This is a genomic window from Pseudomonas pergaminensis (assembly GCF_024112395.2).
Taxonomy (GTDB): domain Bacteria; phylum Pseudomonadota; class Gammaproteobacteria; order Pseudomonadales; family Pseudomonadaceae; genus Aquipseudomonas; species Aquipseudomonas pergaminensis.
Map to the genome: position 1 here is coordinate 876,236 of NZ_CP078013.2, position 13,251 is coordinate 889,486.

Below are 13,251 nucleotides of genomic sequence, written 5' to 3' on the forward strand. Positions count from 1 at the left end.
AAGTAGGACAATTGTCGGCTTCCCGACATCATCAGCGATATTGAATGGCCTTCCTCGCACTCGGTATTAACCACAAGACTGCCTCCGTAGACGTGCGCGAGCGCGTGGCGTTTACGCCAGAGCAGTTGGTTGAGGCCTTGCAGCAGCTCTGCCGGCTCACCGACAGTCGCGAAGCTGCGATCCTTTCGACCTGCAATCGCAGCGAGCTTTATATAGAGCAGGAACATCTTTCAGCGGATGTCGTGCTGCGCTGGCTGGCCGATTACCACCATTTGGACCTCGACGACCTGCGCGCGAGCGCTTATGTGCATGAAGAGGATGCGGCAGTTCGTCACATGATGCGTGTGGCCGCCGGGCTCGATTCGCTGGTGTTGGGCGAGCCGCAGATCCTCGGCCAGATGAAGTCCGCCTACGCCGTAGCGCGTGAGGCAGGCACCGTTGGCCCGCTGCTGGGCCGGCTGTTCCAGGCCACGTTCAATTCCGCCAAGCAAGTGCGCACCGACACCGCCATTGGCGAAAACCCGGTGTCCGTGGCATTTGCCGCGGTCAGCCTGGCCAAGCAGATTTTCAGTGACTTGCAGCGCAGCCAGGCCCTGCTGATCGGCGCCGGCGAGACCATTACCCTGGTCGCCCGCCACCTGCATGACCTGGGGGTGAAGCGTATCGTCGTTGCCAACCGCACCCTGGAACGTGCCAGCATCCTCGCTGAGCAGTTCGGTGCGCATGCCGTGTTGTTGTCGGATATCCCGGCCGAGCTGGTGCGCAGCGATATCGTCATCAGCTCAACCGCCAGCCAGTTGCCGATCTTGGGCAAGGGCGCGGTCGAGAGTGCATTGAAACTGCGCAAGCACAAACCTATCTTCATGGTAGACATCGCTGTTCCCCGGGATATCGAGCCAGAAGTCGGCGAGTTGGACGACGTTTACCTCTATAGCGTCGACGATTTGCACGAAGTGGTCGCCGAAAACCTCAAGAGCCGCCAGGGTGCCGCCCAGGCCGCCGAGGAAATGGTCAGCACCGGCGCCGAAGATTTTATGGTGCGCCTGCGTGAGTTGGCGGCGGTGGACGTGCTCAAGGCGTATCGTCAGCAAGGCGAGCGCCTGCGCGACGAGGAGCTGATCAAGGCCCAGCGCTTGCTGGCCAACGGTAGCAGCGCCGAGGAAGTGTTGATGCAACTGGCGCGTGGCCTCACCAACAAATTGCTCCACGCACCCAGCGTACAGTTGAAAAAGCTTACCGCCGAAGGCCGCCTCGATGCGCTGGCCATGGCCCAGGAACTCTTTGCCCTCGGTGAGGGCGCGTCAGAAAGCTCTTCGGATAAAAAACCGCAATGAAAGCGTCACTGCTCAATAAACTGGACGTGCTCCAGGACCGTTTCGAAGAACTGACCGCCTTGCTTGGCGACGGCGAGGTCATCTCCGATCAAGCCAAATTCCGCGCCTATTCCAAGGAATACGCCGAAGTTGAGCCGATTGTGGCCACCTACAAGCACCTGACCAAGGTACAGGCCGACCTCGAAGGCGCCCAGGCGCTGCTCAAGGACAGCGACCCGGACATGCGCGAAATGGCGGTGGAAGAAGTCCGCGAAGCCAAGGAAAAACTGGCCGAGCTGGAAGGCGACCTGCAGCGCATGTTGCTGCCCAAGGACCCGAATGACGGGCGCAACGTGTTCCTCGAAATCCGTGCAGGGACCGGCGGTGACGAGGCGGCGATCTTCTCCGGCGACCTGTTCCGCATGTATTCGCGCTATGCCGAACGTCGCGGCTGGCGTGTGGAGATCCTGTCCGAGAACGAAGGCGAGCACGGCGGCTATAAAGAAGTCATCGCGCGGGTCGAAGGCGATAACGTCTACGGCAAGCTCAAGTTCGAATCCGGCGCGCACCGCGTACAACGCGTCCCGGCCACGGAATCCCAAGGCCGTATCCACACCTCGGCGTGTACTGTCGCGGTGTTGCCTGAGCCGGACGAACAGGAAGCCATCGAGATCAACCCGGCCGACTTGCGTGTCGACACTTACCGCTCGTCGGGCGCGGGTGGTCAGCACGTCAACAAGACCGACTCGGCGATCCGCATCACTCACTTGCCCTCGGGCATCGTGGTGGAGTGCCAGGAAGAACGCTCCCAGCACAAGAACCGTGCACGGGCCATGTCCTGGCTGTCGGCCAAGCTCAACGACCAGCAGACCAGCGCCGCCGCCAACGCGATTGCCAGCGAGCGCAAGTTGCTGGTGGGCTCGGGCGACCGCTCCGAGCGCATCCGCACCTATAACTTTGCCCAGGGCCGGGTCACCGACCACCGGGTCAATCTCACGCTTTACTCCCTGGACGAGATTCTTGCCGGTGGCGTGGAAGCGGTGATCGAGCCGTTACTCGCTGAGTACCAGGCCGATCAATTGGCGGCGATAGGTGAATAAATGACCATCATCGCCAGCCTGCTGCGCGCCGCCGACCTTCCGGACTCGCCCACTGCGCGCCTGGATGCTGAATTACTGCTGGCCGCTGCCCTGGGTAAATCCCGCAGCTACCTGCACACCTGGCCCGAGAAAATCGTCAGCAGCGAAGATGCGCTGACCTTTGGCGGCTACCTACAGCGCCGTCGCGGCGGTGAGCCGGTGGCCTACATCCTCGGCCAGCAAGGCTTCTGGAAGCTGGACCTGGAAGTCGCGCCCCATACGCTGATCCCGCGCCCGGACACCGAGCTGCTGGTAGAGGCTGCCCTGGAATTGTTGCCTGCCACGCCCGCCAAGGTCCTCGACCTGGGTACCGGCAGTGGTGCCATCGCCTTGGCCCTGGCCAGCGAACGTCCGGCCTGGCAGGTCACCGCCGTCGACCGCGTGCTGGAAGCCGTGGCCCTGGCCGAGCGCAACCGCCAGCGCCTGCACCTCAAGAACGCCACCGTGCTGAACAGCCACTGGTTCAGCGCGCTGCAAGGTCACACCTATGACCTGATCATCAGCAACCCGCCGTACATCGCCGACAACGACCCGCACCTGGCGGCGGGCGACGTGCGCTTTGAGCCGGCCAGCGCGCTGGTGGCCGGCCACGATGGCTTGGACGACCTGCGGTTGATCATCAGAGAAGCCCCCGCCCACCTGAATGCCGGCGGGCGACTGCTGCTGGAGCACGGTTACGACCAGGCCCCGGCCGTGCGTGACCTGCTGTTGAGCGAAGGGTTTGAGGACGTGCACAGTCGTATCGACCTCGGCGGCCACGAGCGCATCACCCTGGGGCGTCGGCCGTGCTGACCGATCAGGAGCTGTTGCGCTATAGCCGACAGATTCTGTTGCAGCATGTCGACATCGACGGCCAATTGCGCCTCAAAAACGCGCGTGCATTGATCGTCGGCCTCGGTGGCCTGGGCGCGCCCGTGGCGTTGTACCTGGCAGCGGCCGGTGTGGGCGCGCTGCATCTGGCGGATTTCGACACCGTCGACCTGACCAACCTGCAACGCCAGATCATCCATGACACCGACAGTGTCGGGCAGACCAAGGTCGACTCGGCCCTGCGCCGCCTGACCGCGATCAACCCCGATGTCACGCTGATTGCCCACCGTACCGCGCTGGATGTCGATTCCCTGGCCGCCGCGGTAGACGCTGTGGATGTAGTGCTCGATTGCAGCGACAACTTCTCCACCCGTGAAGCGGTGAATGCCGCCTGCGTCGCCGCCGGCAAGCCATTGATCAGCGGCGCGGCGATTCGCCTTGAAGGGCAGTTGTCGGTATTCGACCCACGTCGCGCCGACAGCCCGTGCTACCACTGTTTATATGGGCACGGCAGCGACACCGAACTCACCTGCAGCGAAGCTGGCGTAATCGGCCCGTTGGTGGGGCTGGTCGGTAGCCTGCAAGCTTTGGAAGCCTTGAAACTGCTGGCCGGTTTCGGCGAGCCGCTGGTGGGTCGCCTGTTGCTTATCGATGCCTTGACCACGCGTTTTCGCGAATTGCGCGTCAAGCGTGACCCCGGCTGCAGCGTGTGCGGGACGCACCATGGTTAAGGGCGCGCCGATCGGTGTGTTCGATTCCGGTATCGGCGGGTTGACCGTGCTGGACGAAATCCAGCAACTGTTGCCCCACGAATCACTGCTGTATGTGGCCGATTGCGGGCACATCCCCTACGGCGAGAAAAGCCCGGCATTTATCCTTGAGCGTTCGCGGCGGGTGGCGGCGTTTTTCCGGGAGCAGGGCGCCAAGGCGTTCGTGATTGCCTGTAATACCGCGACCGTCGCCGCTGTCGCCGACCTGCGGCTGGATTTTCCTGACTGGCCACTGGTAGGCATGGAGCCGGCCGTAAAACCCGCAGCCGCGGCCACTCGCAGTGGCGTCGTCGGGGTGCTTGCCACCACCGGCACGTTGCAAAGCGCCAAGTTCGCCGCGTTGCTCGACCGATTCGCTACCGATGTGAAGGTCATCACCCAGCCGTGCCCGGGCCTGGTCGAACTGATTGAAAGCGGTGACCTGACCAGCCCAGCCCTGCGCCAGATGTTGCAGGGTTACGTCGAACCACTGCTCAGCGCCGGCTGCGACACCATCATCCTCGGTTGCACCCACTATCCCTTCCTCAAGCCACTCCTGGCGCAGATGCTGCCCCCCAGCATCATTCTCATCGACACCGGTGCCGCCGTGGCCCGCCAGCTCAAGCGTTTGCTGGGCGAGCGCGAGTTGCTGGCCGACGGCAATCCAGAACCTGCGCAGTTCTGGACCAGCGGCGATGTGTATCACTTAAGAAATATCCTACCGACACTATGGAAATATCCGGGCGATGTGCGAAGCTTCGCTTCGTGAAAAATTCGTGAAATACCGGCGTTATAAGCTGGAACTTCTGACTACACGCCAGCTTCTATAGCCAGATTGCCTGTAAAAAATTCTATAACTTCGTTTGGAAAGGATGTTTCTTATGAAGCGCTTGTTCTGTTTGGCCGCGATTGCGGCCGCTGTAGTGGGGCACTCTGTTTCGGCACAGGCCGCCGGCCTGGAGTTCGGTGTGGGGAGCACGAGCGATTCGACCATGACCTATCGGCTGGGGCTGACATCGGACTGGGACAAAAGCTGGTGGCAAAGCGATACCGGTCGTCTGACCGGTTACTGGAGCGGTGCCTACACCTATTGGGATGGCGACAAGCGCGCCAGCGCCAGCAGCCTGTCGTTCTCGCCAGTTTTTGTGTATGAGTTTGCCGGCGAATCGGTGAAGCCTTACATCGAGGCTGGGATCGGGGTGGCGGTGTTCTCGCGCACCAAGCTGGAAGACAACAACATCGGCCAGGCCTTCCAGTTCGAAGACCGCCTGGGCTTTGGCCTGCGCTTCGCGGGTGGGCATGAGGTGGGCATTCGTGCTACGCATTATTCCAATGCGGGCATCAGCAGTAATAACGATGGGGTAGAGAGTTACTCGTTGCACTACACCTTGCCGCTGTAACACCGGAGAACCCTTGTGGGAGCGGGCTTGCTCGCGAAAGCGGTGTAACAGTCGCTACATGTTTGACTGACACACCGCTTTCGCGAGCAAGCCCGCTCCCACATTTAGAGCTCCACTCACCAAACGATCAGCGGTAGGCCGTCGCAATCCCTTCGCGCTCGGTCAGGCACTCCGGTGCTCCCATCTCGAACTCCCGGCAAATCAGCGGGCGTCGCTCGTAGATCGTGCACATCATCGTGTCCCGATCCAGCGCCGCGCACCAGCCGTCGTCCAGGCGCAGCATCACTTCGCCGCCCCAGTCATCGGTGTCGATATAACGCTCTGGCACGCCCGTGTCGGTGATCAGCATCACTTCCAGCTGGCAGCAGCAGGCCGCGCACGTCGAGCAGGTGACGGTGGGTTCGGCGATTTGAGTGTGGGGGATGTTGGTCATAGACGCGCAGTGTAAGGCAAGCGGGTGACGCAGGTGTGAAACGACTGACAGACGTCAACGCGCCAACCGATGCAACCCCACAAATACCAAGGCCCACAGCAGCGCCAGCGCCGCCATCGTGGGGGCGAGGCCATAACCAAACTGCACCCCCGCCAATTGGCTGCCGGCGTAGTAGGAAAGCGGGCCGCCGAATGCGCCCAGTACCGCCGCACGCCACCAGGGGCGGGCGCTCCAGGCCAGGCAATGGCGCAACGTCGTTGCCAGCAACGCCCACAACAGGATCAACCAGAAGGGAATCAGCGGGCCCGGCTCGGTGAACTGAAACACGCCCAGCGTGCGCAACGCAGTGTCCAATAGCGTGCCCACGACGGTGACACTGAGGATCAGCCTGGCGTCTGCGGCCCACGAACTTATCCACAACAGATGAACGGCCAGCACCGCCAGCCCCACGAATAACCATGCACTGTCACCGCCGAGCACGCAGGCAAACCAGCCGCACTGAAAGAGCGCGGCGTTGGCCAGGGTCTTAAGCACTGAAGCGACCGAGCAGCGGCGGGTTGATCGCCGAAGGTTTGGCCAGCAGCAATTGCGCCGTGCCGATGGTGCGCTCCATGAAGCCACCCTCGCAGTAACACAGGTAAAACTCCCACAGGCGCAGGAAATACTCGTCGTAGCCCAGTTCGGTGAGGCGACCGTGGGCGCGGCGAAAATTCTCATGCCACAGGCGCAGGGTTCGCGCGTAATGCAGGCCAAAATCCTCCATGTGCAGCAGGTTCATATCGGTATCGCGGCTGACGATGTGCAGCATGTTCTGCACGCAGGGCAGGGCGCCGCCGGGGAAGATGTAGCGCTGGATAAAGTCCACGCTGCGCTTGGCCTGTTCAAAGCGTTGCTCACGAATGGTGATGGCTTGCAGCAACATCAGGCCGTCGCTCTTGAGCAAGCGCGCGCACTGTTTGAAGTAGGTCGGCAGGAAGCGATGGCCCACCGCCTCGATCATCTCAATGGACACCAGCTTGTCATATTGGCCGGTAAGGTCGCGATAATCCTGCAGCAACAGCGTGACCTGGTCTTGCAGCCCCAAGGCCGCGATGCGTTGTGCGGTGTAAGCGAACTGTTCCTTGGACAAGGTCGTGGTGGTGACCTTGCAACCGTAATGCTGCGCGGCATAGAGCGCCATGCTGCCCCAGCCGGTGCCGATCTCCAGCAGGTGGTCGGTGGGCTTGAGGGCGAGCTTTTGGCAGATGCGTTCCAGCTTGTTCAGCTGCGCCTGCTCCAGGGTGTCGTCCGGGGTCAGGAATTGCGCCGCCGAATACATCATGGTCGGGTCGAGGAATTCCTCGAACAAGTCATTGCCGAGGTCATAGTGGGCGGCGATGTTTTTCTGCGAGCCCTTGCGCGTATTGCGGTTGAGCCAGTGCAGCCCCTGGGTGAACGGCCGCGCCAGGCGCGCCAGGCCACCTTCCATTGCGTCGAGTACGTCCAGGTTGCTGACCATTACGCGCACAACGGCGGTCAGGTCCGGGCTGGTCCAGTAGCCGTGGATAAACGCCTCGCCGGCGCCGATGGAACCGTTGGCCGCCACCAGGCCCCACACGGCTGAATCGACGATCTGGATTTCCCCCAGCAAGTGCGCTTCCCGTGCGCCGAATACCTGCCGCTCGCCCTCCTCGATCACCACCAGCTGGCCATGGCGCAGCTGGCTGAGTTGACGCAGTACCGCCTTGCGCAACAGCGCGGCGGTCATGCCATTGACGTTCAGGCGGTTGCCCTTGACCGATAAGCTAGGGGATTTCATGGCGGCGATCCTTGGTATACCCGACTGCGGTGCGAGAGGCGCCATCGGCGGCCTGGTGGGAAAAAATCGGTGTGCGTTTGAGCAAGAGGCGCATGGCCTGCCAGTAGATCGCGAGGCAGGTCTTGGCGGTCATCCAGGGGAAGCGCCACAGGTAGCGATGCAGGCTGGCGCGGTTGAGCGGTTCTTTTTGCAGGCTCAAGGTGGCGTCGAAGACTTTTTGCGTGCCCTGCCAGTCGGCCATGTGCACGCCGAGCCGGGCAGCGGGCGGGCTGAAGCTCATGCGGTATTCCAGGTCGCGTGGCAAGAACGGCGACACATGGAAGGCCTTGGCCACGGCAAAATGCTGATGCTCATCCGCACTCAAGGCCTGGGCTGGCAGCACATAGTGGTAGCGCTCGCGCCATGGGGTGTTGGTCACTTCACACAGGATCGCGGCCAGACGTCCGTCGGCCTCGAAGCAGTAGAAGAAACTCACGGGGTTAAAAGCCAGGCCCCAACTGCGGGCCTGGGTCAGTAGGCAGATTACGCCCTGGGGTGTATGCCCCAGTGCCTTGCCGACTTCCTGGCGCACGGCATCGCTCAAGCTCATGCCGGTGCGCGTCAATTCACGCAGGTAGTCCTGCTGACGAAAACCAAAGGGGGCCAGGCGGCTGCGCCCGGCCAGGGGCGACAACCCCATTACTTCGTGTTCTTCGCTCAGGTCCAGGTACAGCAAGCCGATGCGGTAGCGAAAGGCGTGGGCCTTGGGCGCAAACCGGCGATGGGCAATCCAGCCGCTGTACAGGGCGCTGTTCACAGGGTTTCTCCAAACGCCTGGGCCACGTGCAGGGCGCTGACCACGCCGTCTTCGTGAAAACCGTTGGCCCAGTAGGCGCCGCAGTAATAGGTATGGCGCACGCCGGATATTTCGTCGCGACGCGCCTGCGCCGCTACCGCCGCCAGGCTGTATTGCGGATGGGCATAGGTGTAGCGGGCAAGAATCTTCAGCGGGTTGATCATTTGCGTCTGGTTGAGGCTGACGCAGAACGTGGTGTCACTGTCGATGCCTTGCAGGATGTTCATGTCGTAGGTGACCGCCGCCTGCGTCTGCCGGTTGGCGTTGAGCCGGTAGTTCCAGCTGGCCCAGGCCAGTTTGCGCTCGGGTAACAGGCGCGTGTCGGTGTGCAGCACCACATCATTGTCGGCGTAGGGCAGTGCGCCCAATATATGCTGCTCGGCCTGGCTGGGGTCACCGAGCAACGCCAGCGCCTGGTCGCTGTGGCAGGCAAACACCACCTTGTCGAAGGCCTCGGTGCCGGCGGCACTGTGCACTACCACGCCCTCTGCATCGCGCTCCACCAGATGCACCGGGCAGTCGAGTCGTATCTGTTCGCGAAAGCTGTGGGTCAGGGGTTCGATATAGCTGCTTGAGCCGCCCTCGATCACACACCACTGTGGCCGGTTATTCACCGAGAGCAGCCCGTGGTTCTTGAAAAACCGCACGAAGAACTGCAAGGGAAACTTGAGCATGTCCACCAAGGACATCGACCAGATCGCGGCACCCATCGGCACGATGTAATGCAGGATAAACCGCGGGCCATATCCTTTCGCTTCGAGGTAATCCCCCAAGGTCATGTCGGCGCTGATGCGTTGCTCTTGCAGGTCCAGCGGTGCCTCGCGATTGAAGCGCAGGATGTCACGCAACATGCCCCAGAACCCCGGCGACAGGATGTTGCGCCGCTGGGCAAACAGGCTGTTGAGGTTGTTGCCGTTGTACTCGAACCGAGTGTTTTCGTCGCACACCGAAAAGCTCATTTCAGTGGGTTTGAACGTCACGCCGATCTGCCCCAACAGGCGGATGAAATTGGGGTAGGTCCAGTCGTTGAACACGATAAAACCGGTGTCTACCGCGTAGCGCTTACCCTCGACCGTCACGTTGACGGTATGGGTGTGCCCGCCGATGCGGTCACCCGCTTCGAACAGGGTGATGTCATGACGGCGGCTGAGCAGGTAGGCGCTGGTCAGCCCCGCAATGCCGCTGCCGATGATGGCGATCTTCACAGGTCGTCCTTTTTCGGCGGCGGGCTGCGCAGCATGCGCTTGCCGATGATCAGTTGTGCGCGGTTCGGCAGTTTCGACAGCGGCCAGAGGGCGGCGATAAACAGGGCGGGAAAGGCGATCTCCAGCGGACGTTCTTCCAGCTTGGCGAAGATGTGCCGTGCGGCTTTGTCTGCCGACCAACTGAGCGGCATGGGGAAGTCATTGCGTTCGGTCAGTGGCGTATCGACGAAGCCCGGACTGATCACGGTCACGTCGATATTTTCCGGCGACAGGCTGATGCGCAGGGATTCGAACAGGTAGCGTAGGCCCGCCTTGGAGGCGCCATAAGCTTCGGCGCGCGGCATGGGGAGGTAGGTGACGGCGCTGGCGACACCCACCAGGTGCGGCGTTTGTCCGGCGCGCAACAGTGGCAGGGCGGCTTCGATGCAATAACTGCTGGCCAACAGGTTGGTGCGCACCACGTGCTCGATGATCGATGAATCAAACTGCCGCGCGTCCACATACTCACAGGTACCGGCATTGAGGATCACCGTGTCCAGTGACCCCCAGACCACGCCGATATGCTCGCCGATCTCACGCACGGTCTGGCTGTTGGTCAGGTCGCCGGCGACCACTAATACTTGGCCGGGGAAACGCTGGGCGAGTGCCTCCAGCGGTCCTTTGGTGCGCGAGCTGAGCGCCACATGGGCGCCGCTGTTGAGCAGTTCCACGGCCAATGCGGCACCGATGCCACTGCTGGCGCCAGTCAGCCAATAACGGCGGGGCGGTGTCAGGCTCATCCCATTCTCCTTTTCAGCCAACTGATAACGTTGCCCAGCACAGGCAAGTGTTCATACAGCATGGCGCCGGCATCGAAATAATCGCGGTGGCGGTACACCTTGTCACGCCACATCAAGTGCGAGCAGCCTTCCACCCGGATCACCTTACCGTTGGCCAGGCGCGGGTGGCAAAAACTCATCTTCCAGCGCAGGTAACCCTCGCCTTCGGCGACCTGGTCGAAACTGTGGAAGTCAAAGCGCAACTGGCTGACGTTGCTATACAGGTCGGCGAAGTAACGGTGCATGGCAGGCAAGCCGTGGACTTCGTGCAACGGGTCGGCAAAGGCGATGTCCTGGCTGTACAGGCTGTCGAGCAGGTGCAGGTTGTGCTTGTCCAGCGTGGCAAAGGCCTGGGCGAAGCGGCGCAGGAAGTCACTCATACTCACCCCCTGCGGCCTGGCGCGAGGGCAGGCTGCGGAAGGCGGCCAGCGCACGTTCACGGGATTTTTTCAGGTCGACGATCGAGCGCGGGTAGTCAGCCACGCCGAACAAGCCGCCGGCGGCTTCGGGGTTGTGCACATCCTTTTTATTCAGCGCGGCCAGTTCCGGCAGCCAGTGCTTGATAAACACGCCTTCGGCGTCAAACTTCTCCGACTGACTCAACGGGCTGAAAATCCGGAAGTACGGCGCCGAGTCGGTGCCGGTGGATGAGCTCCACTGCCAGCCGCCATTGTTCGCCGCCAGGTCGCCGTCGATCAGGTGACGCATAAAGAAGCGCTCGCCTTCGCGCCAGTCGATCAGCAGGTTCTTGGTCAGAAACATCGCCACCACCATACGCAGGCGGTTATGCATCCAGCCGGTTTCCAGCAGTTGGCGCATGGCGGCATCGATAATCGGCAGGCCGGTGCGGGCTTCCTGCCAGGCAGCGAGGTCCTTGGGTGCGTTGCGCCAGGCCACGGCTTCGGTCTCGGGGCGGAACGCGCGGTGGCGCGATACCCTGGGGTAGCCCACCAGAATGTGCTTGTAGAACTCGCGCCACAGCAACTCGTTGATCCAGGTGATGGCGCCCATGTCGCCGCTTTCGAATTCGCCGCCATTGGTTTGCAGTGCGGCATGCAGGCACTGTCGCGGCGAAACCACGCCCGCCGCAAGGTAGGCGGAGAGCTGGCTGGTGCCGGGTTTGGCGGGGAAGTCGCGCTCGTCCTTGTAGTAACTGATTTGCTGATCGGCAAAGGCATCGAGACGGCGACGGGCCTCGTCCTCACCCGCCGGCCACAGCGCCCGTAGGGCCTCGCTGGGCGGCTCGAAACCGTCGACTGCCGTGGGCACCGGATCGCTTTTGAGCGTGAGCACAGCCTGCGCTTTTGGCGCCGCGACCCTGCGGGGCAGGGCGCTGTGCAGGCGGGTGTAGCAGACCTTGCGAAACTGGCTGAACACCTGGAAATACGTACCGGTTTTGGTCAGAACGCTGCCGGGCTGGAAGAACAGTTGGTCCAGGTAGCTGTGAAAGCTCACGCCTTGTGCTTCCAAGGCCTTGGCGACGGCCGCATCGCGACGGCTTTCGTGGATGCCGTATTCCTCGTTGACGTGCACCGACGCCACCGACAGCTCGTGGCACAGCTGGCTCAGCACGTCGGGCGCCTGATCCCAGGTGGCTGCGGTGCGGATCAGCAGGGGAATGTTCAGCTCGCCGAGCGTTTTGCTCAGCACCTGCAGGTTGCGCAGCCAGAAATCCACTTTGCACGGCGCATCGTCGTGGGCCAGCCACTGTTCGGGCGTGATCAGGTACACCGCCGCAATCGGGCCTCGCTGGCTTGCGGCGGCCAGGGCGGTGTTGTCGTGTAGGCGCAGGTCGGTGCGCAGCCAGATCAGATGCATTTAAACGAGTCCACGCTGGATCAGTAGCTGGTGGGCCGACAACGGCTCTTCGGCGCTGAACAATTGAGGGATGTCACGGCTTAATACCGCCAACTCGGCCTGGTGGATGCATACCGTTGGTCCGACGATTAACGTAGGGCATTGGATGCCGCTGAGAAGTTTGGCGAAAGCTGACAAGTGGAGGGCCTTGCTCGAATACAGCAGCACGGCGCGCGGTTGCAGGTGTTCCACCGCCAGGGCCAGTTCAGCGGCGGGCAGCGGCCAGTCGAAGATTTCTACCGGGCAGTCGGCACTGCTGGCCAGCCAGGCGCTGAGCCACAGGTGCGGCTCCAGCGGCAGGTCTGATTGATTCACCAGCAACAAGGGCGCGCCGTGTAACTGGCGGTTGTTGTGGTAGATGCGTGCACCGAATTTGCTGCGCAGCCAGGACATGAAAAACACCCGCTCCATCTGTGCGCCGAATTGGCCCTGCCAACGCTGTTCCAGCTCTTGGAGCAACGGCAGCAACAATTGCTCGCACAAGGTGCGCGGCGGGTACAGCGCCATGGCCTGGTTGAAGGCATCGTCGACCCGGCGCTCGGTCAATTCGCTGATGGCTTGCACCAGGTTCTGGCGCAGGGTGTGCCATTCATTTTCGCCGCCATCGGGAAGGGCTTGGGCGGAGTCGATCAGGCCCTTGACCTGGCTGACCGGCACGCCGCGATTGAGCCAAGTGAGAATGGTGTGGATACGTTGGACATGTTCGGCGCTGAACAGTCGATGACCCTTGGGCGTGCGCTGGGGCACGATCAGGCCGTAACGGCGTTCCCAGGCGCGCAGGGTCACGGCGTTGACGCCGGTCTGGCGCGCCACTTCGCGGATCGGCAGCCAACCGTCCTCGAGGGCTTGGGCGATGTCTTCGCCGGGTTCGTCTAGCAGGGCAGCTTTCATGGT

General features: G+C 62.2%; 15 protein-coding genes. 6 read left to right on the forward strand and 9 right to left on the reverse strand.

Annotation, left to right across the window (positions count from 1 at the left end; all coding sequences use genetic code 11):
• The first annotated feature begins 44 nt into the window (after nucleotides 1–44).
• The 6 genes from hemA (at nucleotide 45) to KUA23_RS03930 (ending at nucleotide 5,411) form a co-directional block, all read left to right on the forward strand.
• A complete protein-coding gene (hemA, locus tag KUA23_RS03905; protein ID WP_078046785.1) occupies nucleotides 45–1,334 on the forward strand; it encodes a glutamyl-tRNA reductase in 1,290 nt (429 codons plus the stop codon).
• A complete protein-coding gene (gene prfA / locus KUA23_RS03910; protein WP_078046786.1) occupies nucleotides 1,331–2,413 on the forward strand; it encodes a peptide chain release factor 1 in 1,083 nt (360 codons plus the stop codon). Before hemA ends, prfA begins: the two co-directional genes overlap by 4 nt.
• Nucleotides 2,414–3,244: a peptide chain release factor N(5)-glutamine methyltransferase gene (gene prmC, locus KUA23_RS03915; RefSeq protein ID WP_078046787.1), complete on the forward strand. Its 831-nt coding sequence runs from the start codon at nucleotides 2,414–2,416 to the stop codon at nucleotides 3,242–3,244.
• Nucleotides 3,238–3,993, forward strand: a complete 756-nt coding sequence (locus KUA23_RS03920; RefSeq protein WP_099493992.1) for a molybdopterin-synthase adenylyltransferase MoeB — start codon at nucleotides 3,238–3,240, stop codon at nucleotides 3,991–3,993. The genes prmC and KUA23_RS03920 overlap by 7 nt, the downstream gene beginning before the upstream one ends.
• Complete coding sequence (gene murI, locus KUA23_RS03925) at nucleotides 3,986–4,780, forward strand: glutamate racemase (RefSeq protein ID WP_100491524.1); 795 nt, start codon at nucleotides 3,986–3,988, stop codon at nucleotides 4,778–4,780. Before KUA23_RS03920 ends, murI begins: the two co-directional genes overlap by 8 nt.
• Nucleotides 4,781–4,892: 112 nt before the next feature.
• Complete coding sequence (locus KUA23_RS03930; protein WP_071491044.1) at nucleotides 4,893–5,411, forward strand: acyloxyacyl hydrolase; 519 nt, start codon at nucleotides 4,893–4,895, stop codon at nucleotides 5,409–5,411.
• Nucleotides 5,412–5,538: 127 nt separating this feature from the next.
• On the opposite strand, the gene KUA23_RS03935 is transcribed toward KUA23_RS03930, so the two are convergent.
• The 9 genes from KUA23_RS03935 to KUA23_RS03975 are packed head-to-tail and all read right to left on the reverse strand — an operon-like array spanning nucleotide 5,539 to nucleotide 13,248.
• Nucleotides 5,539–5,844, reverse strand: a complete 306-nt coding sequence (locus KUA23_RS03935; protein WP_034102020.1) for a YkgJ family cysteine cluster protein — start codon at nucleotides 5,842–5,844, stop codon at nucleotides 5,539–5,541.
• Between the two features lie 54 nt (nucleotides 5,845–5,898).
• Nucleotides 5,899–6,378 (reverse strand): DUF2878 domain-containing protein, encoded by a 480-nt coding sequence (locus KUA23_RS03940; protein WP_078046790.1) that lies wholly within the window; start codon nucleotides 6,376–6,378, stop codon nucleotides 5,899–5,901.
• A complete protein-coding gene (locus tag KUA23_RS03945; RefSeq protein ID WP_252993475.1) occupies nucleotides 6,371–7,642 on the reverse strand; it encodes an SAM-dependent methyltransferase in 1,272 nt (423 codons plus the stop codon). The genes KUA23_RS03940 and KUA23_RS03945 overlap by 8 nt, the downstream gene beginning before the upstream one ends.
• Nucleotides 7,629–8,438, reverse strand: a complete 810-nt coding sequence (locus tag KUA23_RS03950; RefSeq protein WP_214496663.1) for a DUF1365 domain-containing protein — start codon at nucleotides 8,436–8,438, stop codon at nucleotides 7,629–7,631. Before KUA23_RS03950 ends, KUA23_RS03945 begins: the two co-directional genes overlap by 14 nt.
• Entirely contained in the window at nucleotides 8,435–9,682 is a 1,248-nt protein-coding gene (locus tag KUA23_RS03955; protein WP_099493995.1) for an NAD(P)/FAD-dependent oxidoreductase, read from the reverse strand. Before KUA23_RS03955 ends, KUA23_RS03950 begins: the two co-directional genes overlap by 4 nt.
• Entirely contained in the window at nucleotides 9,679–10,461 is a 783-nt protein-coding gene (locus KUA23_RS03960; RefSeq protein WP_078046794.1) for an SDR family NAD(P)-dependent oxidoreductase, read from the reverse strand. The genes KUA23_RS03955 and KUA23_RS03960 overlap by 4 nt, the downstream gene beginning before the upstream one ends.
• On the reverse strand, nucleotides 10,458–10,880 hold the full coding sequence (locus tag KUA23_RS03965; protein ID WP_078046795.1) for a nuclear transport factor 2 family protein: 423 nt from the start codon (nucleotides 10,878–10,880) through the stop codon (nucleotides 10,458–10,460). The genes KUA23_RS03960 and KUA23_RS03965 overlap by 4 nt, the downstream gene beginning before the upstream one ends.
• Nucleotides 10,873–12,318, reverse strand: a complete 1,446-nt coding sequence (gene phrB, locus KUA23_RS03970; RefSeq protein WP_252993476.1) for a deoxyribodipyrimidine photo-lyase — start codon at nucleotides 12,316–12,318, stop codon at nucleotides 10,873–10,875. Before phrB ends, KUA23_RS03965 begins: the two co-directional genes overlap by 8 nt.
• A complete protein-coding gene (locus KUA23_RS03975; RefSeq protein WP_252993477.1) occupies nucleotides 12,319–13,248 on the reverse strand; it encodes a MerR family transcriptional regulator in 930 nt (309 codons plus the stop codon).
• Between the last annotated feature and the right edge of the window lie 3 nt (nucleotides 13,249–13,251).

Bases quoted from the DNA above. Each gene is read 5' to 3' on its own strand.
- hemA (WP_078046785.1), top strand. From the start codon at position 45: ATGGCCTTCCTCGCACTCGGTATTAACCACAAGACTGCCTCCGTAGAC.
- prfA (WP_078046786.1), top strand. From the start codon at position 1,331: ATGAAAGCGTCACTGCTCAATAAACTGGACGTGCTCCAGGACCGTTTC.
- prmC (WP_078046787.1), top strand. From the start codon at position 2,414: ATGACCATCATCGCCAGCCTGCTGCGCGCCGCCGACCTTCCGGACTCG.
- murI (WP_100491524.1), top strand. From the start codon at position 3,986: ATGGTTAAGGGCGCGCCGATCGGTGTGTTCGATTCCGGTATCGGCGGG.
- KUA23_RS03930 (WP_071491044.1), top strand. From the start codon at position 4,893: ATGAAGCGCTTGTTCTGTTTGGCCGCGATTGCGGCCGCTGTAGTGGGG.
- KUA23_RS03935 (WP_034102020.1), bottom strand. From the start codon at position 5,844: ATGACCAACATCCCCCACACTCAAATCGCCGAACCCACCGTCACCTGC.
- KUA23_RS03945 (WP_252993475.1), bottom strand. From the start codon at position 7,642: ATGAAATCCCCTAGCTTATCGGTCAAGGGCAACCGCCTGAACGTCAAT.
- KUA23_RS03960 (WP_078046794.1), bottom strand. From the start codon at position 10,461: ATGAGCCTGACACCGCCCCGCCGTTATTGGCTGACTGGCGCCAGCAGT.
- KUA23_RS03965 (WP_078046795.1), bottom strand. From the start codon at position 10,880: ATGAGTGACTTCCTGCGCCGCTTCGCCCAGGCCTTTGCCACGCTGGAC.
- phrB (WP_252993476.1), bottom strand. From the start codon at position 12,318: ATGCATCTGATCTGGCTGCGCACCGACCTGCGCCTACACGACAACACC.
- KUA23_RS03975 (WP_252993477.1), bottom strand. From the start codon at position 13,248: ATGAAAGCTGCCCTGCTAGACGAACCCGGCGAAGACATCGCCCAAGCC.